The 24,034-nt window shown below is 51.3% G+C and carries 13 protein-coding genes; 8 read left to right on the top strand and 5 right to left on the bottom strand.

Features of this window, described 5'->3' with window-relative positions:
- Positions 1 to 12 precede the first annotated feature (12 nt).
- The 6 genes from CLV60_RS17155 (at position 13) to CLV60_RS17130 (ending at position 11,013) form a co-directional block, all read left to right on the top strand.
- A complete protein-coding gene (locus CLV60_RS17155; protein WP_106596611.1) occupies positions 13 to 1,869 on the top strand; it encodes a RagB/SusD family nutrient uptake outer membrane protein in 1,857 nt (618 codons plus the stop codon).
- A 412-nt stretch (positions 1,870 to 2,281) separates the two neighbouring features.
- Positions 2,282 to 3,565, top strand: a complete 1,284-nt coding sequence (locus CLV60_RS17150; RefSeq protein ID WP_106596610.1) for an ROK family protein — start codon at positions 2,282 to 2,284, stop codon at positions 3,563 to 3,565.
- Positions 3,534 to 5,018, top strand: a complete 1,485-nt coding sequence (locus CLV60_RS17145) for a sugar porter family MFS transporter (RefSeq protein WP_106596609.1) — start codon at positions 3,534 to 3,536, stop codon at positions 5,016 to 5,018. The genes CLV60_RS17150 and CLV60_RS17145 overlap by 32 nt, the downstream gene beginning before the upstream one ends.
- Positions 5,019 to 5,036: 18 nt before the next feature.
- The gene (locus tag CLV60_RS17140) at positions 5,037 to 7,358 is read left to right on the top strand and encodes a PSD1 and planctomycete cytochrome C domain-containing protein (protein ID WP_106596608.1); all 2,322 of its coding nucleotides are present in this window, start codon (positions 5,037 to 5,039) and stop codon (positions 7,356 to 7,358) included.
- Between the two features lie 12 nt (positions 7,359 to 7,370).
- A complete protein-coding gene (locus CLV60_RS17135) occupies positions 7,371 to 8,831 on the top strand; it encodes a DUF1501 domain-containing protein (protein WP_106596607.1) in 1,461 nt (486 codons plus the stop codon).
- A gap of 19 nt (positions 8,832 to 8,850) precedes the next feature.
- Complete coding sequence (locus tag CLV60_RS17130; RefSeq protein ID WP_146151565.1) at positions 8,851 to 11,013, top strand: FN3 associated domain-containing protein; 2,163 nt, start codon at positions 8,851 to 8,853, stop codon at positions 11,011 to 11,013.
- A 126-nt stretch (positions 11,014 to 11,139) separates the two neighbouring features.
- On the opposite strand, the gene CLV60_RS17125 is transcribed toward CLV60_RS17130, so the two are convergent.
- From CLV60_RS17125 to CLV60_RS17105, 5 genes are all read right to left on the bottom strand, one after another.
- Positions 11,140 to 13,422, bottom strand: a complete 2,283-nt coding sequence (locus CLV60_RS17125; RefSeq protein WP_211302248.1) for a hypothetical protein — start codon at positions 13,420 to 13,422, stop codon at positions 11,140 to 11,142.
- A 112-nt stretch (positions 13,423 to 13,534) separates the two neighbouring features.
- A complete protein-coding gene (locus tag CLV60_RS17120) occupies positions 13,535 to 15,343 on the bottom strand; it encodes a RagB/SusD family nutrient uptake outer membrane protein (protein ID WP_106596605.1) in 1,809 nt (602 codons plus the stop codon).
- Positions 15,344 to 15,364: 21 nt separating this feature from the next.
- Complete coding sequence (locus CLV60_RS17115) at positions 15,365 to 18,880, bottom strand: SusC/RagA family TonB-linked outer membrane protein (RefSeq protein WP_106596604.1); 3,516 nt, start codon at positions 18,878 to 18,880, stop codon at positions 15,365 to 15,367.
- A 61-nt stretch (positions 18,881 to 18,941) separates the two neighbouring features.
- Positions 18,942 to 19,946 (bottom strand): FecR family protein, encoded by a 1,005-nt coding sequence (locus CLV60_RS17110; protein ID WP_106596603.1) that lies wholly within the window; start codon positions 19,944 to 19,946, stop codon positions 18,942 to 18,944.
- A 46-nt stretch (positions 19,947 to 19,992) separates the two neighbouring features.
- The gene (locus CLV60_RS17105; protein WP_106596602.1) at positions 19,993 to 20,661 is read right to left on the bottom strand and encodes an RNA polymerase sigma-70 factor; all 669 of its coding nucleotides are present in this window, start codon (positions 20,659 to 20,661) and stop codon (positions 19,993 to 19,995) included.
- Between the two features lie 496 nt (positions 20,662 to 21,157).
- Here CLV60_RS17105 and CLV60_RS17100 point away from each other — a divergent pair, with 496 nt between their 5' ends.
- Entirely contained in the window at positions 21,158 to 22,180 is a 1,023-nt protein-coding gene (locus CLV60_RS17100; RefSeq protein WP_106596601.1) for a hypothetical protein, read from the top strand.
- 106 nt (positions 22,181 to 22,286) lie between these two features.
- Positions 22,287 to 23,216, top strand: a complete 930-nt coding sequence (locus CLV60_RS17095) for a hypothetical protein (RefSeq protein WP_106596600.1) — start codon at positions 22,287 to 22,289, stop codon at positions 23,214 to 23,216.
- The last annotated feature ends 818 nt before the right edge of the window (positions 23,217 to 24,034 follow it).

The following is a 24,034-nucleotide window of genomic DNA, read 5'->3' as shown; positions in this document are numbered from 1 at the left end:
TTCAGATAACCTATGAAATATTTAGTTATAAAAAATCAGGTGATGAAGCGGGCGTTCACGATGTCGGTCATCGGCATCATTGCCGCGGCTACTTCCTGTAATGTGCTCGACAAGAAGCCGCTGGATGCGATATCGGATGAGGCGGTGTTTAATGACGCGGTTTTTCTTCAAAACTATGTGTACAACATCTATAACGGCATTAAACCGCCCTGGGCGCCCGGTACCGGCGGTTACGATGCGCTGACGGACATAGCGGTGAACCAGCCCGAAACCCACGAGAGGTCGACGGGCATCCGTAACTATATCGAAGGGAATATGACGGCCGACAATGTTTCGGATCTAGCCGCCATGCAGGATGCTACGCCGCTTTGGAATTATGAATACGGCTTTATCAGAAAGGCGAATGTGTTTTTTGAGAATATCGAGAAATCGAGTATAACGGCCGATAAACTGGATCCTATGAAGGGGGAGGTGCATTTTCTCCGTGCCTGGATGTACTTGGAATTGATGCGCACATTTGGCGGGGTGCCCATCATTACGAATAGTTTTCAGCTGAACTCGGAGGGGTTCGATGTGCCCCGGAATACGTTCGACGAATGTGCGAAGTTTGTGCTGGACGAGGCGGATAAGGCGATCGGATTTCTGGATGGCGTGCCGGTGAATACCGGGAAAATCAGCAAAGCGGCTGCATTGGCACTCAAAGCCAGAGTTCTGCTTTTCCTGGCGAGCCCGCTCAATAACCCGTCCAACGACATGGCCAAATGGAAAGCCGCTGAAACGGCTACAAAGGCTGTCCTGGACCTGGGATTTACGCTGCACCCGGAGTATGCAGCGCTGTTTAAAAAGCCTTTGAAAACTGATGAGACGATTTTTGGGAAGTCGTTCACGCCTGCTACCCGGATACCCGGCTGGGGTTACAACTACGACTACTGGCCAAGCGGTTTCGACGCGCAGCAGCGGATCGTACCGACGCAGAACTTTGTCAATATGTTCCAGATGACCAACGGTGAGTATCCCTACCTGGCAGATGGCGTGACCGTGAATGCGGCTTCGGGTTACGACCCACAGAAGCCTGAGAAAAACCGGGATCCGAGGTTTTATGACGCGGTGATTTACCCCGGAGCTGGTCCGCTGAATATCGTCGACGGCTCGAAAAGTACCGAGCGCCTGTACGAATACTGGGAGGATGCTAACCCTAACGCCGACAATGCTCCCCCCTATATCAATCCGAATAAGGTAGATCCGAAAAATGGCCAGAACCTGTTCGATTTCGGCCGCGATTCGAAAACGTACTGGGTAAAAGGCCTCACGCCCTTTCACTGGCGGGTACAAACGGGTTACACATTCAAAAAGACTGACGACTTTGCGGGACCGCGTGCGAGCTTCGATTATGACTACAACCAGGTGGTGGTGTTCATGAGATTGACGGAGTTTTACCTGAACTATGCCGAAATCCAGATGGCATTGGGCAACGAGGCTGTTGCAAAGGAATATATCAATAAGGTAAGAAAGCGGGCGTCGGTGAATATGCCCGATGTTAAAGCTGCCGGCGCAGAGTTGGTACGGGTGTATCGCAACGAAAGGGCGATCGAGCTGCATTTGGAGGATTCCCGCTTTTTCGACCTCATGCGGTGGAAGGCGGCCCCCGGAAATGTGGATATAGCGGTGCGAGGGCTCACCAAAGTGACCATGGACTGGACAGGCACCAAGCCGGGGGATGCCCTGGGGAAACTATCCTATACCTACGGCGTAATTCCCGAAGCCGAGGTGCGGAAGCCTTGGAAGGGCGATCATTACTACTTATTCCCGATCCCGAATACGGAAATCCGGAAAAGCAATGGCGCGCTTAAACAGAATCCTGGCTACTGATCCGGCATCAGTTCTCATAGAGTGAATTAGTAAATAGTTGAGGTATTTTGGACCAATGGCGGGATATACCCGCCATTGGTTTTTTATAGCTGATTGTCCTGAAACGTCTGTCCACGGCTATGGGGGCGGGGTTCGTCAGCCGGCTGGTATGAGGGGCGGGAGGTATGTATAAAATGTATTTTAATATGTATATACATATCATACATATTGGCTAGATTTCGACGAGAAATTTCTGATTTTATTCGAGTTTGTAGAACTAAAATACAAAATGGTATTTGAAATATATTTTATAATAAACTTATAATCAATATATTATATTAAATATGTGTCATTTTTGTATGTTGATTTAGTGCAACTTTTTTGACTGTTAGTGATATGTTTGTATATTTGAACATATATTACAAAGTCCCTTATGAACGCGCCAAATATAAGCCTGGGGTTGGATGTCGGAGGAAGTCATGTTACGGCCGGTGTCGTGGATATGTCCTTCGTCGGAGATCCGTCGCTGTCGTTGGTGCGTAAGGAAATGGATAGCTTTGGTACTGCTTCCGAGATTGTGGCTGCAATCGGCGATTGTATCCGGCAGGCGCTTGCGGGCCGGGGGCCGGTTGCCGGAATAGGGATTGCATTTCCCGGGCCTTTCAACTATTCCAAAGGGATTTGTACGGTCCTTCACGTAGGCGGGAAATTCGAGCGAATGTTCGGGCTTCACCTCGGGCAGGCACTCAAAGACGCTACCGGCATGCCCGATACCGCATTCCGGTTTTTTAACGATGCGCATTGCTTTGCCGTAGGCGCCTATATGCGGAATGGCCTGAAAAGTAAACGAACCGTTTTGCTCACACTCGGGTCGGGCTTTGGGTCGTCGTTCATGGAGGACGGCGAGTTGATGACACACCATGCTGCCTTACCCCGATTGGGTGCATTCTACAATGAGCCGTTCAGGGAAGCCATTGCCGATGACTATTTTTCAACGCGCTGGTTTCATACTGCCTACCAGCGGGCCACCGGGCAGGCTATTAAAGATGTCCGCGAGCTGGCGGAAATGAATTCGGAAGTTTCAAAAAGCATATTTGATGAGTTTGGTGCTAACCTGGGCGAATTTTTGCTTCCCTGGCTGAAAAATTTCGGCTGCGATGAGCTGGTGATCGGCGGGAACATCGCCAGGGCTGGTCATTTGTTTTTCAATGCATTAGAAAGTCAGTTGAAATCGCTTGATAGTAATGTGCGTGTGATTTTCTGTGATGATACCGAAGCCTGTATCCTGACCGGCGCGGCCTGTCTGGCCGAACGGGAAGCAGAGGGTTTCGATCATATTAACGAGGCTCCGACCTCCTATGATACCAGTTATTGGGTCGGACAATTGCTTCATGAAAAAACAGTGGCGATCGACGGTCTCGAAGTTCGTGCCTGGGAAGCCGTCCGACGGAAGCTGCATGCGGCGCTCACGTCAGCTGGACGCAGTGTTTTTTGGTACGACATAGATGCCTGTCTTAAAACCCCGGCCTCGGATGAAAGCCCTGCCGGAAATTCATCGAACGGATTTCAGGCATTCGATGATCACAAAATGAGGGTGTTGCGCCCCGATCCCTCTGCGGATTTGTGCATAGTTTACGGCGCCGGAGCAGCCTTGTGTGGTTGGGAGGGGAAACAGGTGAACCTCGATGCTGCCCTTGAAACGAAACCCGTTTGCTGACCGAAAGCTGGTCATAGAAGAAAGCCCTAAATCCAAGAACACCTTGCAAACACAACACGTAAAACACTTTACCTTTCTCATTACGCTCATTGCGGCGTTGGGGGGCTTTCTGTTCGGGTTTGATATGGCCGTTGTGAGCGGGATCATCGAGCCCGTCAGAACACAATATGGCTTGTCGGCGGCGGAAGAGGGATTGTTTGTTTCGTTTGCCTTGCTCGGCTGCATTATTGGGGTGGCATTCTCGGGCTACCTGGCCGATAAAATAGGCCGGAAGAAAGTCCTGTTTGTGGCGGCCCTGCTCTTTTTAGTAAGCGCGATAGGGTTTTCATTTTCAAATACTTATACTATTCTCATTATATTCCGCATCATAGCCGGGGCGGGTGTGGGCGTGGCCTCCAATGTGTCGCCGCTTTACATTTCGGAAATAGCACCGGCATCCAAGCGTGGCGGCCTTGTTACATTCTACCAACTGGCGATCACGATCGGCGTGCTGGCCGCTTACATCAGTAACTTGTTCCTGCACAGGTACTCGCTCGCTCATGCGGGCGCGGGAAGCGGCGTTTCGCACTGGCTGTTTGTAGAGGAGGTATGGCGCGGGATGTTCTTCGTGAGCGTGATCCCGGCGGCAGTGTTTTGCATGTTGCTCGTGACGGTGCCCGAAAGCCCGCGCTGGCTCGCCAAGCACGACAGAAATGAAGAAGCACTCGGGATACTGGTCAAAATAAGCGGGGAAGACCATGCCCGCACGGAGTTCGCAGCGATCAAGGAAGCGTTCACGCAAAAAGAGGGAGGCGCAAAAGAGTTGATGCAATATCCTTTGCGCGGATTGCTGGTGATGACCATGGTCCTGACCGCCCTTTCGCAGTTCAGCGGTATCAATGGCGTGGTATTTTACGGCCCGACGATCCTCCGGTCCGCAGGTATCGTGATCGGCGACGTACTGCTGTACCAGGTTATGCTCGGCCTGGCCAGCATGGTATTCACGCTGATAGCGATCTGGAAGGTGGATACGCTCGGGCGGAGATCGTTGTACCTGATCGGCTCTGCCGGCGCGGCGGTATCGCTTGCATTGACGGGCCTGTGCTTCGCTTACGGCATCAATGGCTGGGGGATGTTGGTGTGTATCATGCTGTTCCTGCTGTTTTTTGCCTTCTCGCTGGGGCCATTGAAGTTTGTCATCGCTACGGAAGTATTTCCAAATCATATACGGGGAACCGCATTATCTATCTGCATTATGACGATGTGGGTGTCGGACTGGATCGTAAACCTGCTTTTTCCGCTCATGCGCGACGGGCTGGGAGTAGCTAATACATTTTTCGTTTTCTCCTTCTTCTGCGTCTGCTCCTACGTGTACGCGAAGCGGAACCTGTTTGAAACGAAAGGAAAGCGGCTGGAAGAAATAGAGCAGTTCCTGAGTTCGGAGACTGTGAAAGGCGAAGTAAAGATTGGTTGATTGTGTAAATAATTGCAAATGAAAAAGAAGTTCTTGTATCTGGGGGTACTATCCGGCGCCGTTGCTTTTCTGGCGGTTTCTTGTTTCAAAAAGAACGGCGTGTTACAATCTCAGTCGGGTAGTGAAGCTGTGAGTTACAATTTCGACATCCGGCCTATTTTGTCTGATAAATGTTTTGCGTGCCACGGACCTGATTCTAAAAAACGGGAGGCAGGGCTCCGGCTTGACATTGCCGAAAGTGCCTATGCGAAGCTGAAAGACGGAAAGGGTGTGGCGATTTTCCCCGGCAAGCCGGAGCAGTCGGAAGTGTACCGAAGGATTACTTCGCCCGATCCGTCGTACCAAATGCCGACGCCGGAGTCGCACCTGGGCTTGCTGAATGAAGGTGAAATAGGGTTGGTGAAGAAATGGATCGAGGAAGGTGCCAAGTACGAGCGGCATTGGGCGTTCACTACTCCGGTCTTGCCCGCTGTTCCCGAAGTTTCCAAGGAAGATTGGCCTAAAAACGAAATCGACAACTTCGTCCTGCGTAAAATGGAGGGTGCCGGATTGGCACCTAATGACGAAGCAGCTAAAAGCCATTTGCTAAAAAGGGTCGCACTGGACCTTACGGGCCTGCCGCCGACCGTGGAAATGCAAAAGCAGTTTGAAGCGGATAACAGCGACAAGGCTTATGAAAAAATAGTGGACCAGTTGCTCGCACAGAAAACCTACGGCGAGAAAATGGCCGTGCACTGGCTGGACGTAGCGCGTTATGCCGATTCGTACGGTTACCAGGACGACGAAGTACGTACGCAATGGCCGTGGCGCGACTGGCTGATCAACGCATTCAACAAGAACATGAAATACGACCAGTTCCTGATGTGGCAGATCGCGGGCGACATGCTGCCCAATGCCAACAAGGAGCAGATACTGGCCACCGCGTTTTTCAGGAACCATAAATATACCGAAGAGGGCGGCGTGATCCCGGAAGAATACCGGATCGAATACAATATCGACAAAACGAAAACTTTCAGTACCGGGGTGCTGGGCCTCACCGTCGAATGCGCACAATGCCACGACCACAAGTATGACCCTATTTCGCAGGAAGATTACTACCGGATGTTCGCATTTTTCAACAATTCCAAAGAGTCCGGATTTGAAGGGGATATTTCGCAGACAAAACCGGCGAAGAATCCGATCATGACCATTTCGGATGATGAAGCGAAGACATTGCTTTCGTTCATCAACCGGCCGGACACGAGCCGCCTGATGGTGTCGGTACTGGGCGACCTGGACACGCTCCGGCCTACGCACATCCTCAACCGCGGCTCATACGACGCGCCGGGCAGGGTGGTTACCGCCTCGGCGTTACCGGCGGTAATGCGTTTTGACACGATCAAATTGCCGCAAAACCGGTTGGGATTAGCTAAATGGACGACCAGCAAGAGCAATCCGCTCACTGCCCGGGTATTCATTAATCAGATATGGCAGGAGTTTTTCGGAAGAGGTATCGTGAAAAGTACGGGTGATTTTGGTATGCAGGGCGACCTGCCCACGAACCCGGCATTGCTGGATTGGCTGGCCGTGGATTTTATGAACCATGGCTGGGATATCAAAAGGCTCGTCAAGCAGATCGTGACTTCGGCTACCTACCGCCAATCGGCCAAGGTTACCGACGAAAAGCTGAAAGCCGACCCGGAAAATATTTACCTCTCGCGCGGCCCGCGCTACCGCCTGCCAGCGGAGCTCGTACGTGATATGGTACTATCAACCAGCGGTTTGCTGAATCCCAAGATCGGAGGCCCAAGCGTGAAACCTTACCAGCCGAAAGGCTTGTGGGAGGCGGCTACGTCAGGACGCGGTACCCTTCGCACCTACCAGCAGGATAAGGGCGATGCATTGTACCGCAGGGGGATGTACACATTCATCAAACTGACAGTGCCGCCGCCGTCGATGATCATTTTCGATGCCAGCAACCGCGACCATTGCGAGGTGAAACGTTCCAAAACCAATACACCTCTGCAAGCGCTGGTGATGCTGAATGACCCTACGGTGCTTGAAGCCTCACGTGTATTGGCTGAACGCCTGGTAGCGAAATCGACAGATATTGAAAGCAATATCCGTTCGTCGTTCCAGACGATCGTCTGCCGCCAGCCGACGGATAAAGAAGTAGAGTTGCTCAAAAAGTATTACAGTGAAGAGGCTTCCATGTTCTCGAAACAAAAAGACAATGCGGCGAAAGTCCTGAATGTGGGTGAATTCCCGCATGAAGCGAAGGCCGACAAGGTGCGTGCGGCTGCATTGATGCGGGTGATCAACACGCTGTACAACATGGAAGAGACGATTACAAAAAGCTAAAACCGAGATATCATGGAAAAGCCAATATTTGATTTTGGAATGAATACCACACGCAGGCACTTTCTCTCCAAGCTGAGCCTTGGTGTGGGCAGTGCTGCGCTGGGATCTCTGCTGATCCCGGACCTTTTCAAAGGAGGCGGTGGCGAACCGGATGTGAACGAGCTGATGGCCGGCCTGCCGCATTTCGCCCCGAAAGCCAAGCGGGTAATCTATTTGTTCCAGAATGGCGCCCCCTCGCAGCTCGACCTGTTCGACTACAAGCCGATGCTCAACAAAATGCACGGGCAGGATCTGCCGGAGTCAATCCGGGGAGGGCAGCGCCTGACCGGTATGACCGCCAACCAGGCCAAATTCCCTTTGGCGGGTTCAATTTTCAATTTCAAACAGCACGGCAAGAGCGGTGCCTGGATGAGTGAGCTGCTGCCGCATATGGCCGGCATTGCGGATGATCTTTGTATTATCAAAACTCTTAATACAGAAGCCATTAACCACGACCCGGCGCTGACTTTCTTCCAGACAGGCGCGCAAGTGGGTAACCGTCCGAGCTTCGGTGCATGGCTGAGCTACGGGTTGGGCAGTGAAAACCAGAACCTGCCGGGTTTCTGCGTGTTGCTATCGCGCGGAAAAGGCAATGGGCAGGGAGTTTATTCCAAACTATGGACCAACGGCTTCCTGGATTCGGTGCACCAGGGCGTGCAGTTCAGCAGCGGTGAAAACCCGGTGTTGTATCTCAATGACCCCGATGGGATGGATCGTACCCAGCGCCGCAAAATGCTCGATAACCTGGCCGAACTGAACCAGGGCACATTCAACGACTTCGGTGACCCTGAAATCACGGCCAAAGTACAGCAGTATGAAATGGCGTTCCGGATGCAGACAGCCGTTCCGGAAATCACTGATATGAGCAAGGAACCGGAATCGATCGTGAAAATGTATGGCCCGGAATGCCTCGTGCCCGGTACTTATGCAGCCAACTGCCTGCTGGCGCGGAAACTTTCCGAGCAGGGTGTGCGGTTCGTGCAGCTTTACCACCAGGGATGGGATAGCCACGGTGGGCTGCCGACGGAAATCAAAGGGCAGTGTATGGATGTCGACCAGGCATCGGCCGCATTGGTTACCGATCTTAAACAACGCGGATTGCTGGACGAAACGCTGGTAATATGGGGAGGGGAGTTCGGGCGTACCAACTACTGCCAGGGAACACTCACCAAAGACAACTACGGCCGTGACCACCATCCGAGGGCATTCACCGTGTGGATGGCAGGCGGTGGTGTCAAACCGGGCATTGTATATGGCGAGACCGACGAGTTTGGGTACAATATTGTCAAAGACCCTGTCCACGTACACGATTTTCATGCGACCATTCTCAACCAACTGGGACTGGACCATGAAAAGCTGGTGTACAAGCATCAGGGCCGCCGCTATCGTCTCACGGACGTAGCCGGTAAGTTGGTGAAAGGAATTATTGCGTAAAGTATTAACCTCTGATACAGTGAGTAGAATATTGTCGGATTGGAAAGGGTACGTCTATAACATCGCCTTTTTCCTGAATGGATTGCTCGTATTTCTGTTGTTCTTCGAAAGCCGGTTTGCCGTTCCGCAATGGATGCAGGCTTTGGGAAGAATGCACCCGCTTGTGTTGCACTTTCCATTGGTGGTACTGATTCTGTACAGCCTGTGGGTCATGATTGTGCGGAAGCCGGATTCTCATACCTGGAATGAAGCGCTGGCCGACAGCCTGCTGGTCATTGGTACAGTCACTGCTGCGGTGGCGGCATTTTCAGGGTTTGTGCTCTCGCACGAGGAGGGCTACGAATCGGATACATTATTTTGGCATAAATGGCTGGGTATTGCCATTTCCATTGCCGCGGTTATCTGGTATGGGGCAAGAAAATCCCTGTTACCGTGGACAGCCGGTGCAAAAGTGGTTGCAGGAGCATTCCTGGTACTGCTTTTTGTGGGTGGTCATTTAGGAGGTAACCTTACCCACGGTGAGGACTTTCTGATATCCCCGCTGGGGCCGTCGGGAGAACCGGCGCAGCACGTGGCTTTCGAGGAGGCCAAGGTGTACGAGCATCTGGTGAAGCCAGTGATCGAGCAGAAATGCCTTTCCTGCCATAACGAGGAGAAATCGAAAGGGGGCTTGCAAATGCAGACCCAGGCGCTGCTCACGAAGGGCGGAAAAGGCGGTGTGCTGTGGGACACGACCAAAGTGGATCTTGGCTTGCTGATCAGCCGCCTGCATTTGCCGCTCGATGACAAAAAGCATATGCCTCCGCGTGGTAAAGTACAATTGACGGAAGAGGAAGTGGTGTTACTAGCAGCCTGGGTAAAAGCAGGCTCACGTTTTGACCAACTGGTAAGTTCACTGCCGCCTCAGAACCCCATTTACTCCTATGCTCAGAACGTGCTGGGCGGGGACCGTACCGAGGAGCAGTACACGTTCAGCGCGGCATCGGCCGACGAGGTGCAGAAGCTCAATACCAACTACCGCCTCATCAAGCCATTGTCGGCAGGATCTCCGGCATTGTTTGTCAACTTTTACAACAGGGCGAATTTCAAAAGCCAGGACATCGAAGGCCTGATGCCATTGAAGGATCAGATTGTGTCCATGGATTTGAGCAAAATGCCTGTGAAGGACGAGGATATCAAAGCGCTGGCCAAATTTCCCGAGTTACGCAGGCTAATACTGAACTTTACCGATATTACCGGCGGCAACCTGACCGAGCTGAAAAAGCTGGCCAGTCTGCGTGAGCTTTCATTGAGCGGTACCGGCATTACCATGGCGCATGTCAAATCGCTTGAAGGCTTCCCGGCGCTCAGACGGGTTTACCTGTGGAGTACGGGCATTGGTCCGCAGGAGTTGGAAACGTTGAAAAAGGGGCAGAAAATCGCATTTGAAACCGGTTTCCGAAGCGACACCCTGGTGATGGCGCTCAATCCACCTGTGATCATCAACGAAAAGCAGCTGATCGGCAAGGGAGAAACGGTCGCGATGAAGCACCAGATTGCCGGTACGGTGATCCGTTATACGCTGGATGGTTCCGAGCCCGACAGCACGAGTTCTCCTGTTTATGACAAGCCGATTGCCATCAACGGAAACTTGAAGCTCAAAGCAAGGGCATTCAGAAAAGGATGGTACGGCAGTACGCAGGTGAGCAAGCTGTTTTTCAAAGAAGGCATTCATGTTGACAGCGCGCAGCTGATTACGCCGGTCGATCAGCGGTACCATGCCAAAGGCGCTGCGTCGATCTCCGACGGGAAGGTCGGCGACACCGAACGGGTGAGCGGTACCTGGCTGGGGTATGTCGAGAACGATTTCCAGAGCTATTTGTTCTTCAAAAAACCTGTGAAAGCCAGTGTGGTGACAGTGAGTACATTGCGGAGCTTCGGAAGTTTTATTTTTGAGCCAACGAGGATCGAAGTGTGGGGCGGCGCCGATCCGAAAACCCTGAAATTATTGAAAGTGATCACTCCGGGCGTGCCGGCCAAAGACGTTCCGGGCACGGAGAATATTGTTTATGAGGCCGGTTTTGAGCCTCAGCAATTGAGCTGCATCAAGCTGGTCGCGAAGCCGCTGAACAAGATACCGGCCTGGCATTCGGGCAAAGGCAATAAAGGTTGGCTGTTTGTCGACGAAGTAATCGTAAATTAAGGCTGTTATGGCATAATCATGCTATTTAGTCCATTAGGTTAATCGGTGATGCATAAGCCCGCAGGTCTTTGACTTACGGGCTTTTATTATGAAAAAGGCCCGCAGCTTTTGCCACGGGCCTTTTCCTTAATGTGCCGATCGTTTGAGTGTGCAGAATGGCCTGCTGTTTTTACCGTCAAGGTCGGTTTTGAAGAGCTTCCAGCTATCCTTGTCGAGTTCTTCGAGGTGAAACTGGTTGGCCGGGTCGGCAAGCTGCTTTTTGACCCATCTTGGAAAAGCATTGGCAGCGCGGGCATTTTCCCAGGTTCTGATAGCTTTGAAAATCGCATATTTCTCCGTGCAGGCCTCCACATCCTTCTGGTTGATTTGAAGGCTGTACGTAGAACCAATGCCTACGGAAATGGCTTGTACATGCTCATATTGCGCCACGGTGGAACCCGCCTTAATCGGAAAGTTGCCGCCCATTCCGGACGGGAAGAAATTGGCGTAGGTTACGTCGCGCAGGTCTTTGCCCTGGCTGGTGCTGCTGCCCCATTCGCGTGTATCTATATCGTAGAGGTTTTTGCCGCCGCCCACATTCCAGATACTCTGATAATGCCAGGAGCCCTCCGAAAGTGTCGATCCGGTGAAGCGAATGTACGGCACACCCAGTGCTTTGGCTTTGTCAAACATACGGTGGAAAAAGCGTTTGACGGAGTAGTAGCCGTGCCCGTTGTTGAACAAGAACTCCTGGCCGTCGAAATCGTAGTAAGCCAGGCCGTTGACTTTGCAAACGGTTGCGTAGTACTCGGCGATCTGGTCCTGCAACTGCATATTGGGAATCAGTCCGTCGTAGCCGTAATTGATCGTCACTTGCAGCTTGTAAATGGTATCACCCGCCGCGTGATTGGCAGTTGTCGTATTCCAATAGCCGCGTTTGACGTTCAGCAAACGATAGGGGGCTTCTTTGGAAACGCCCAGGTAATGAATCAGCTCCTTGCCGATCTTGATCATATTCAGGTTCTTGCAATGGCCCTCCCAGCTGGCTATTTCATCGAGGTATTGCGGATCGTTGACGAATATCAGTGTGTCGGAGGTTCCGATACTTTTTGTCAGAATGCGCTTTTGCTGATAGCAAAGGCTGTCGCTCGGGACCGGGCTGGCATCGTGGGTACCGGGAGCGAGCGCCGTGGTAATGGGAGTACGGCCGATGATAATGCCCAGCCGCGCAGCTATTTCGGAAAGTTCCTTATGGGATTTAGCCCCGGCAGCCATTTTCAAAGGTTTCTTCTCAAAATTCTTTCCGTCGATATATCCTCCATTGCCACGGTCGGGGCGGATAAATCCCTGGTCATAAAGGCTGATAGCCTTGAAACCCAGTTGATGCGTGTAAGGCACGATGCTGTCGTACACGCCTCCGCTGGTGAGCACGTCGGGCGTAAATGCGGAAGGATCTTTGACCCATTTACCATTAAAAGTAGGGTAGGGCAAACCTTCGGACAACACGATATTTTGTACCACATCCAGTAATGCGGTACTGTCGGGGCTACCCCAGAAAGCCACCGAGGACCCTACATAGTCGATGCCTGGCAGCGGCTGCACGTCGAGGTGGTTCGGGATGTTGGCTTCCATGTTAGGGATCAGGGAAAAGAATACGGTCCGTTTGGGAGCCCTGTCCCTTGAATTGTAGGCAATGGATATCTGGCCCTGTGGGTCAATTTGCGCCGCATTGCCGTAAAGGATCCGGTAATAGGGTTCCTTATGGGCATAGAACGCTACGTCGCTGATCCCGTCACCGCCGATAGGGAACACCTGGCCTTCGTGCAGGTGGGCGGGAAGCGGGAAGCGCTTTTTGTCAGGAGTGTGGATGATATACTGGAAAGGTGCCGCATCGGCCACAGTTTCGGACAAGCCTCCAAGTGTGTTATCGCTGAGGGCCAGCATTCCGATGGCATAGTTGACGGCCTCGCTCGTATCGCGTGCTACCCCGATGATCTCCCCGAAGAGATTGGTGATGTTGGTATGATAAGCGCCCCACTGTACATTATCGACGCCGTTGCGGGGAGCGAGCGATTGCAACGTTAGTTTGAAGTATTTTTTGTGAGGGATCACCGACACGCTGGCCACCGAGCCATTGGCATAATGTAGCGTGTAGGTCTGTTTGGTTTTATTAAAAATGGCCTTGGTCGGATGGTAGTACTTGTTCTTTTTACTGTCAAACAGCGACAACAACGGCGATGGCTTGTCGGCGGGGCTGAACTCGCGCTGGTGGGTTTTGCCCGTGACGTTTTTCATGCTGGTGATCCATCCCTTGTTGTTGATATGGATTTTAAAATAGCTGGTACTGAAATCGTGCTGGGCATGGGAATAGGACGCCGGCAAAACGGCAATCAGGAGTAAAATAAGTGTTTTGGGAATCTGAAATCGCATAGCTGGTTAATTATGATTAAACACGCATTCTCGAAGGTAAACCTTTATAAAAAAGCGATGATGCCTATTCTTTCAGAGTAAGCATCATCGCCCATAGGACCTACTTTTATTTTTATTCTAATGGATTAAATGTTCCGCCCCATTCCGCATTTTGTTTCAATGCCGAGCTGGCTTCAAGGTTGGTCTGGCTGATCGGGTAAAACCAATGGTTCGTATCAAGATTGAACTTGTATTGCGGATCGCCGTCGAGATTTTCTATGAATACCGCGGTGAATTTCTTGCGCACAGAGGCATCGGAAATGTCGTCGGTCCATTCAATTTTTGCGCCGTCTTTCAACACGAAGTAAATGCCCTGGCGGAAACCGGTTTTATTCACTATATCAAATCGCTTCCACCGGCGCAAGTCACCCCATCTCTTGTTTTCAAAAGCGAACTCCACGAACCGTTCCGCCAAATAGGCTTCGCGGATGCCTGCCTGCGTGGTGGCGGTAATGCCATATTTGCCCGACGTGCCCGGCGTAATGCCTGCCCGCGCACGGATATCCTTCAATACCTGTATGGCTTCTTCCTGTTTGCCCACCTCGTTGGCAGCTTCGCCGTAATGCATCAGCACCTCCGCGAAGCGTATTTCCACCCAGTCGGTGGCGGCGTTGCCGATAACCGTACTGGTAAGCGTATTGTCGAGGCCTTTGATTTGGAAAAAGCCGGATACACCCGCGCCGATCGTGACGGATTTCTGGTCGCTGGCCAGCGATACATATTTAAAGCCGCCCGGAGAACTTGCGTCGGCCGCCTTTCTCCAAGCACTCCAGTACCGGGTACCGGTGGGGAGGTCGGGTGTGGGGTATGGCGTGCCACCGGTGAAAATGGTTGCGTAGAACCGGTCGTCGCGGTTGGTGACAAAGTCCGTTATATACTGCTCATTATAGGCCGGGTCGGCGGCGAGTTTTGCCGCATCGAATTGCATCGGCGAGCCGTCTTTTTTAGGATAGGCGTTCAACAGGGGCAATAACGGCTGGTTCTTGTTCGCGTCACCCTGGGTGAGCGGCTGGGGACGGATGCCCGCCTGGTTGAAGGGGTGATCCGGATACGAAAATTGATTGACCATAATCACCTCTTTATTACGCTCTTGCTTCCAGATCTGGCCGTAAGCTTCGAGCAAGCCTTTCCCTTGGGCTTTCAGGAAGTCGACGGCCGCTTTGTTGGCTTCGTAGGCTTTCTGCCACCGCACCTGGTCGTTCGACGGGTTGAACATCGGACTCGCGTACCAGAGCAGCACTTTCCCTTTGAAGGCCATCGCCGCTCCCTTATCGATTCGCCCGTAGTTGGCATTATCCCATTGATCGGGCAATGCGGCAATGGCTGCGTCGAGGTCGGCGAGAATCTGCGTTACGCATTCGGATGTTTTACTCCTCGGTACGAAGAGGCTCTCCTTGTCGGCAGGGTCCTGTGGTTTCAGGATCAGCGGCACACCTCCGAACGTCGCCACCTTCCCGAAATAATCCCATGCCCGCCAGAAAAGCGCCTGGCCAGCCATTTGCTTTTTCTTTTCCTCGGAAAGTATCGCAGGCGACACATCGGCGATGCGTGCGAGAAAAAAGTTGATCTTATCGATATTGGTATACACCAGGTTCTGGCCGTCGGAAGTCACGCTGATGACTCCACGGAGGTAAGTGCCCATCGAACCGGGCGCGTTCATGCCCTCGTCGCTGCTATTGCCATTGACGGGCCAGGATGGAATCATGTTGCCGTGGATGTCGGACAAAAACGCCGTAATCAGCTTTTCATCGTTCCAGACGTTGTCCGGGTTGATCGCATTCGTATTCTCGTAGTCGAGGTTGGGTTCACATGCCTGCGGTACCATCATGATGGCCGCAAAGAGCAATGAGAACGGGAGGTTTTTTAAATATCTTTTTCGCATGATTAAGCCCTTTTAAATAGATCAGAATGTGACATTGACGCCGAAGTTGAAGTTCCGCATGACCGGGTAAGCGGTGCCTTCGCCGATTTCGGGATCGTAGTACGAAAAGCCCGTGAGGTTAAACAGGTTGGTGCCTGAAAAATAGAGCTTCACGCTTTCCAGTGCCTTGCCGTATAGCGGCTTAGGAATGGTGTAGCCCACTGTGAGGTATTTCAGGCGCATAAAACCCGCGTTTTTGTACCAGAAGTTCGACTCCGCCCCGTAGGTGTTGGACTGGTTGGCTGAGACCCGTTTAGGCAAAGTCGCATTGGGGGTTTCGGGAGTCCAGGCGTCGTCGTACCAGGCAGAATACATCCGGTTCCATTCCACTCCGCCCGCCAGGTCGCGGAACGACTTCTGCTGTTTCAGGCTGCCGTTGAACATCAGGTCCACGCTGAAACCTTTCCAGGAACCACCGAGATTTAGCCCGTATACAATCGGGAAATTGCTGGCCTTGATCACCACGCGGTCGTACGTATCGATGATACCGTCAGGGCTGCCCTGCGGACCGCTCAGGTCCTTGTAGGTCATCATCCCGAGCTCGGGAGCAATGCCGTTGTATGAATATTTAGGATGCTCGCTGTTGAACTTGTCGAGGTCTGCCTGTGTACGGATAATGCGGTCGAACTGGAATCCTCTGATGACGGTCATGGATCTGCCGGTCGGGATGTCGATCGCCAGCGCATTTTGCGCATAATCCTGTGTGACAACCTTGTTCCATCCATACGACGCCGTGAGGCTGCCGTAGTAGCTCAATGCCTTGTCTTTTTTGTTTTCATAACCAATACTCAGGTCGAATCCCTGCGCTTTAATCACCCCGTAGTTTTCTGCCGGTAAGCTCAGGCTGAATGTCGGTGGAATGGAGAGCGTTCTTGGGCCCAGGATATCGTAGGACTTACGTTTCCAGTATTCGATCGTCGCTGTCCAGTTTTTCAGGAAGGATACGTCGGCTGCGGCATTGTAGGTCAGTGCTTTCTCCCAGGTGAGATTCGGGTTCACTACCGAACCATAGGTTATGCCCGTTGCAGTTTTAGGTTCCGTACCAAAGTAAGCAGAAGTACCCTGCTTGTAGGATTCCTGCCAGAGCCAGCTGGTCAGTACCGGGCTGCCGTTCAGCCAGCCTATGGCATCGTTTCCGGTGAGTCCGGCCGATACCCGGAGTTTCAGTTGATCGATGCCGGAAGAGGCCGGAAAGAAAGATTCTTTGGATACCACCCATCCCAACGAACCTGCCGGGAAAAAGCCCCACCTTCTGTCGGGCGCGAAGTTCATCGAACCGTCCTTCCGGAAAGAGAAGGTAGCCAGGTACTTTTCGTCGTAATCGTAATTGAACTGACCGATATAGGAAGCGCGCCCATTCACATAGTCGCTGCTTCCGCCTGCGTAATCGTCCGCACGCGCGCTGCTAGCCGCCCACCATTGGTCGGTCGTGTATACCGGGAAGGTTTCACGGCCGGCATAAATACCACTTCCGCTGGTTTCCGCTTTTTCATATACAAGGATTCCCTGTACGTGGTGAATGTTGTTGAAAGTGTTTTCGTAATTCAGTTGGAGGTCAAGCTGGTAATCCTGGCCCCACGACACGTCGGTCCGGAGGTAGTCCTTTGAAATGTTGGTAGAAGCCTTGGTGCCGATAATGCTTGCGTCGTCGGTATGGACAATATGCTTGTTGGCGCCGTCCCGCTTCATGATGTTCATCTGATAGCTCTTCTGGAAAACCTTTCGGCGGTAGCTGCTGAAATTCTTGCTGAATATGGCTTTGGCGCTGAGTCCCTTGATCACCGGGATGTTGTACGTCGCATTCAGGACGACCTGCGGTCTCAGGAAATTACTCTTGTCGTAGCCGCCGTGCCCGTTGACGGTCCCACCCACGTTGGCGATCCAGCCGTAATCCAGCAGTTTGCCGCTGTCGGTATACACCGGCTGGTCGGGCTGCCATACGAGCAATTTCCTGTAAAGCGACTGAGGCCCTTCCCAGGTAACATTTCCCTGAAGGTTATTGCTGAGGCCCAATCCGACGAAGAATTGCAAGTCCTTGGTAGCGTCGACGGTCGTGTTGAGGCGGATGTTGTATTTGTCGTACGTCAGCGGTTTCAAGAAGCCATTCTGTTTCACGTAAGAAGCGCCAGCGAAGTATTTCACTTTCTCGGTGCCGCCGGAGACATTCAGGTTGTGCTGGGAAGTGGAAGGGTTACGCCATACCGATTCCAGTTGATCGTAGCCCCAGCCATTGTTGATGGTTTTGTAATGGTCAATTTCCTCCTGCGACCAAGCCCAGCCTGCGGGATCGGAATTGCCGTTGATGCGGTTGTACAGTTCGCCCGCCTGCACGGCGCTGGTTAAAGGCACATTTTTGGTGCGGGTGTCGAATCCGGTGTTGAACGAATAGTTGAAAGTCGGAATTCCTGTTTTACCTCTTTTGGTAGTGACAAGGATTACACCACCGGCAGAACGCGATCCGTAGACAGCCGCGGAAGCAGCGTCCTTCAACACGGATATGGTTTCAATTTCGTTCGGGCTCAGGTTATTGAAATCCTCCCAGGTCCTGATAATGCCGTCGATTACGTAAGTTACCGGCTGTGCATTGAGTGAAGAGCCCGTCCGGATACTGATTTGCGGGTTCGTACCGGGTATACCGTTAGGCGTGCCGATGTAAACGCCCGCGAGCTTGCCGGAGAGCAAATTACCCGTAGAGGTGGTAGGGATATTCTGCATTTCTTCGGTCACATTCATCGAAGCCACAGAACCGGTCATCAGCGATCGTTTCTGAGAGCTGTAACCAACGACTACGAGCTCTTCGAGCGCTTTGGTATCGGTTGCCAGGGTTACATCGATGCGTGTTTTATTCCCGACAGTCACTTCCTGCGATAGAAACCCAACGAACGAAAAAACGATCACGGCGTCTTTGTCGTCCGCCTCTACTTTGAACTCGCCGTTCTCGTCGGTGATCGTGCCGCGCTGGGTACCCTTCACCACCACGCTTACGCCCGGCAATCCTGCCCCTTTTTCATCAGATACCTTGCCTTTGAGTACGATTTCGGCTGTCGCGCCCGAGGGTTGCCCGCCCGTGGATGCAAAGAAAGAAAGTTGCCGCAGCGGGCTGTCGGCTGGTTGGTCGGTTGCATTCGATACCGGGGCCTGCTGGGCTTTCCTGTCACCTTTCAATGGTTTGATCACGATGTACCCGCCGGTTTTGGACTTCCGGTATTGCAAGCCGAGCGGTTTCAGGATCCGTGAGAGGGATTTTTCTGGATTGGACTGAAAATCCAACGCGCTTAGCGGCACTTCGTAGCCCTGAACAACGCTGTCGAAATAAAGGATGTCGACCTTGTAATGGGTTTTGAAATCCTGCAACACTGATTTCAGGCTTCTGGTAGATTGCTGGGCCACGAACGCGTGTTGCCGCTGCCCGAGGGCCGCCAGCAACTGCGCATGGCCGGGGGAACCGGCACCCGCGGCCGCCAGCACGAATAGAAGGGATCGTAACGGTCTTTTCATAGAAAATGGGTTTTTAAGCAGAGTAAGAAAAGATTAAGGGGTTGGTTTATGAGTCAGTGGTTTAGTAATCGAGCGTAATGACTTTCCCATCCTCCGAGCGCGAATAGGATAGCCCGGAGTCGTCGGCCAGTATTTCGAAGAGTTCTTCGGCATTCAGCGCTGTGAAAGAGCCGGAGACAGTCTGGGCAGCCAGGGTGGAATCGGGTATTTGGATTTTGAGTCCGAAATTGTCTTCAAACAGATCGCATATCTCGCGCAGGCTTTCATTTTCAAAAACGAAGCGATGCGCTTTCCAGGCTGAGTAGTTGGCCGGGTTGGTTGTTTTCCTGACCGAAGCGTGGCCGGGGGCGTCGAAGGTTACAAGGTCGCCGGGTCTCATCACGATCTGATCGCTTTCCGAGCCTTTCAGGTAATGCAGTTTTACCTTACCCTTGTTCAGCACCACGCGCGAGCGCCGCGGTCGCGCATATACGTTGAACTCCGTACCCAGCACCTCCACTTCAAAATTCTTTTCCGTGTGCACGATGAATTTCTGGTGATTCGCGGTGTGGGTAATGGCGAAATCCGCTTCGCCGGTCATGTACACATCCCGGGTGGTTTTGCCGAAACCGAATCGCGGAACGCGGAGCGTGGAGTTGGCGTTGAGCACGACCTTGCTGCCGTCAGGCAATGTCAGCCGCTCGATCTGACCGAAACCGGTTGTGTAAATCTCATAGCGTAAGTGGTCACGCGTGAGCCAGCCGCCCGCGAGTACCAGCAATGTAACTGCTGCCGCGATGAGCCATGATTTTCCCTGAACGTGTAGTCTTCGCATGGGTTGTGCTGCGGCTGGCTCGTCCCATGTTTTCGCAGGCTGCTCGTCCATGCGTGTGAAATGGCGGTTAATTGCCAGGTCCACGTTGGCATTGTACTGGATGTTCTGATTTTCCCATTCCACCAGCCAGATAAACAGTTGCTCCCTGGCCTGCGAGTCGGTGGTCCAGCGATCGATCAGGTCTTTTTCAAGTGCCGTCGCATTGCCCGAAAAATAGTTGAAAATCAGTTCTTTACTTATTGGATCTTTCATGGTTAATCTTGGCGGATAATGTGTTCCATGCCGTCGGGGGCACGGCTTAGTTAAATAGGGCTAGCAGCGCGAATAGCCATTTGGCTTTGATAATCCTCCGAAGCTCCTGCATCGCCGTGTACATCTGCGACTCCACGGTCCGGTACGACACGCCCAGTTCCGTCGCGATCTCACTGTATTTTTTACCCTCATAGCGGTGCATGAGGTACACCCGGCGCTGCTTTTGCGGCAGGGCGTTGATGGCGTTCTGCACATCGTTGTACAGATCTTCGTATTGGGTGATATGATCGGGTTGCTGTTCCGGCTGAAGTGTTACGTATTCGGCATGTTCGAGAGAGGTATTCCGTTTCATTTCGAGCCGGGCGTAATCGAATGCGCTGTAACGCACCGCCGAAAACAGGTAATTCCGGAACGACGTCTCCACGTTGGCGAAGACCTTGTCCCTGTGGAATTTGTAGAAAACTTCGGATACGATATCCTCAGCAATTTCTTTCGACGAGACATAGCGTACCACGTGGCTGCACAAGGGCCGGTAGTACCATCGGAAAAGCAGCTCGATCCCCGTATTGGTGTCCGATTCAAATGCCTTTTTCAGCAGCATCTCCGATTCGGCAGGAAATTCAGGCCGGCGCGAAAGCCTGTCCGGGCCCTGGCCGGGAGGTGCGGGCTGGCCGGGACCATCCTCGTGATGATCAGACAATTCCAAACTATCCATGGTTAGCGGGTTAAAAAGTACCGACAGCAGGCCGGTTCAGGCGGCCTGTTATAGTAATGTCGTTCTCACCGCCAGAAACACTTAGAAGAAAAATAGATTTTTTATTAAATAATCTACAAATGTACGAATGTCCGAACAAACTTTCATCTCCAAGACGTGCACGGAAGTACGTTTGGAAGTGGGTATTCGTTATTAATAGGCAAGTATTATTTATCCAGTAGTTTAAACTATTGATTATTAATGTGTAGGTGATATTTGGTTACAAGGACATTAGTTCCTAAATTTCGTGACTAGCACCCCAATTAGTTTGTATGGCAACAGAGCTACGATGAGAGCTCAGCGGCAGTTTCTTCAAACTAATACCACATTGACTACCCTCGAGAATCCGGAACGGAAACGGGCCGCGATCACTATTTCCATCTCTATTGATCAAAATATAAATCAAAAGGATCTCAGGATCCCGGTGAAATATGACCAGTATAGACCAACGTTAGTTATGAACAAAAAGGTAGATGTCAGCATCGCATTTTATGGTAAACCCTACCAGGCAATAGTTACCATAAAAACACTGATGAAACACAGTGGTGCCCACATTGATAAAATCTATTTCTCAAGGGAAAGAAAGCAGCCTCACAACGATTACGTCGGAATTTTCAAAGTCATCGACTATTTCAGAAATGACCCCGATGTGCGGTTGGTCGTTCAATACCCTTATCATCATTTGGGGCTGGGCGTGATGGATATCGAGCGGGCCAAAACCGACACGCGATGGCGGCAGAGCATTATGTATCAATATGCCTTGGAAACCACGGATAAGCCGTATCTGTGCATTATGCATAATGATATGCTGTATTCCAAAGATATGATCGGCGATATGCTCAGGGAATTTGACGCCGGTGGCCCCAACTTAGCGGGTGTGGGGTCAATCGGGCAGTGCTGGTCTTGCCCTGCCGGTCCTGCCTGGGCGAATAAATGCAACTCGAATACCTATCAGGAGTATGTTCCGTCCATCGACGAAGCCCTGGAAATAACGGCTGCCTACGCCACTCCCAGGCAAAAACTTCAGAAGGACGTCATTCAGCACGGCAGGGTTCATATGCTGCCGGAATGTCGGTTAAATGAGTATTGCGCGCTGATCGACGTGAACAAGTACCGGCTCGAAACAGTCCCGAACGGGAAAATCGGCTGTTATGGCGGAAACTGGGGTGGCGTCGATACGGCGACGGTCTGGTCTCACGACATGTATAAAAAAGGATATGTGTTCAAGCATTTGTGCCTGGAAGATTATGCGCTCCATGCCCCATTCGACAGGACCGGAAGCGGTACACAGGCTAATACGAGCCGGGATATTTATGAGAACGCCGAAAGAAATGCCAAAGCGTATATCGAACAACATTTCGGAGAGATCAGGCAGACACCTTATGTCGGTATAGCGAATTTCTTCGATTCAGTTAAGAGGAATGTGTGGTTGGCCATCATCCACACGTATGGTTTTTTGAAACGTGTGTTTGGTAAATAGGGTGAGTCGCCTCGGGCAACGTCATGTATCGGGCCAGTGATAGTTCCATACCGTCAAATTTATTAGTTTCAATGCGGAAACAACCCTAACCTAAATACGACCTCCCGTGAATGTACGTCAAATCAAAGCTGGCTTTCATGCCACCAAACTATTTTGCTGTTCTTTACTTTTCATTTTTCTGATTTTATCCTGCAAAAAGAAGGAGGTTGACAAACTGGATAATGTTGAGCAGGTCGAGAAAGACAGCACCTCACTCATTGGAAAGGGAGGGGTTTATTATAACAACGATATTGTGAGTACACCGCCGAAGGAAGTGGTCTATAAATTCATCACGTACAAAGGAAGGGTTGGAGAGCGGATGGATCCCGGACAATACGTATACACGATTGGTGTTTTGGGCTACCGTCCGTGGCTGAGTTTTAGCCTGCGACCAGACAACTACACTACTATGAGAATGGGCCTACCGTCGGAGGAAATGCATCCTGTCAAACAAGTGCGTGAGTATGTTAACGCGTTTGAGTTTTATAGGCCGGTAAATGAAGAGTTTACATTAACATCCACTCTTAAAATAAACGCGCTTAATTTATCAGTATCCCGCTCTACGAAAATTAAAATTGAGGTAGTTGAAAGGAACGTAGATGTGATTCATACGAATTTTGGAATGTCTCGCGAGGAGGTGAAAAAAGTAGAAAAGGATGAATTAAATGTTCCCGATTCGGAGTTCCTGCAAGTCAATCCCGACCTAATCTTAAAAAGCCTTCTGTTTGATCCCCAATTAGGGGCTACAAACTTCCTGGCATTCGCTTTCAAGGATAACAAACTAGTTTCCGTGACGGGGATTAACAAGTATTCGAGCGATCTTTCTGTTTTTGACGACTTAGCGAAATATTTCGGATATGAGTCGACTGTATCCGGTTTGACCCCGGTAAAATGGCAAAAAAATGGATTGCAGTTTACCGTTCAGATGAAAGAGGTTAATATAGGGATGGCAGAGAAAAAGACGGCACCCTGTTATGTGATAGAAAAGGTTCCATGAGGGTATCGTGGATGTAATTCTGCCCATCAATGTAATTCTTCAGATTTGGACAGGTGTGTATAATCTTTCATCAGCTCGGAAAATAAATTTGTCCCGCCAATTGTCCCGTAAACGAAAAACGCCCCTGCTGTTACCAGCAGAGGCATTTTGCAGAGAGGAAGAGATTTGAACTGTCTCTCAACTTGCTTATAATGAGTTATTTGGAAAGCTGATTTTTGCCTGCTCCCGAATTGCTCACCTGATTTGTGATTGGCAATTGATTCCCCGAAGTTACAATTTTTCGTGCAAATTATAAATCGTTGTAAAGGTTATAAGTTCCGAAAGTGATCCAATAATAAGCTCCCCCCATGGTTCTGAGAATTCAAGATGGCACCCGATCTATTCATCCGGATACTTATTTCTAGGAGAGCTTTTATTTCGTCCCGGAGATAGCTCACGACCGGCTCTCCGCTCTCTCGCACTTCAAGCCAAATGGGTGACTGGTTGTTTAACAGAAAAATGATGTCTTCAAATTCGGTACTCCAACGTTCATCATTTCTTCCGCGGCTTTCAAAAGCTTCGATCTTTGAGGCCAAAAGTAGACAGGCCGAAAGTATGGGTTGCAGTACTTTCGTGAAGATTCACACTCATCCCGTTTTGAACTCCTGCCCTTTACATCGGTTGGTAAAGCCCAGGATTGTCTCTGACGCTCGCATTACATCGACGGTCACGCCTTTATTTTATATCCGTAAATCACTCCAGATTCTAGGTCATTTAAAAGCCCTTGCTGCGCAGCTGCTATTCTAGTGCGGCATAGTCGACGTGTCCTGTTAACTCGA

Source organism: Dyadobacter jiangsuensis (assembly GCF_003014695.1).
Lineage (GTDB): Bacteria > Bacteroidota > Bacteroidia > Cytophagales > Spirosomataceae > Dyadobacter > Dyadobacter jiangsuensis.
The sequence above is the reverse complement of the archived record's forward strand: the minus strand, read 5'-3'. Positions and strand labels throughout refer to the sequence as shown.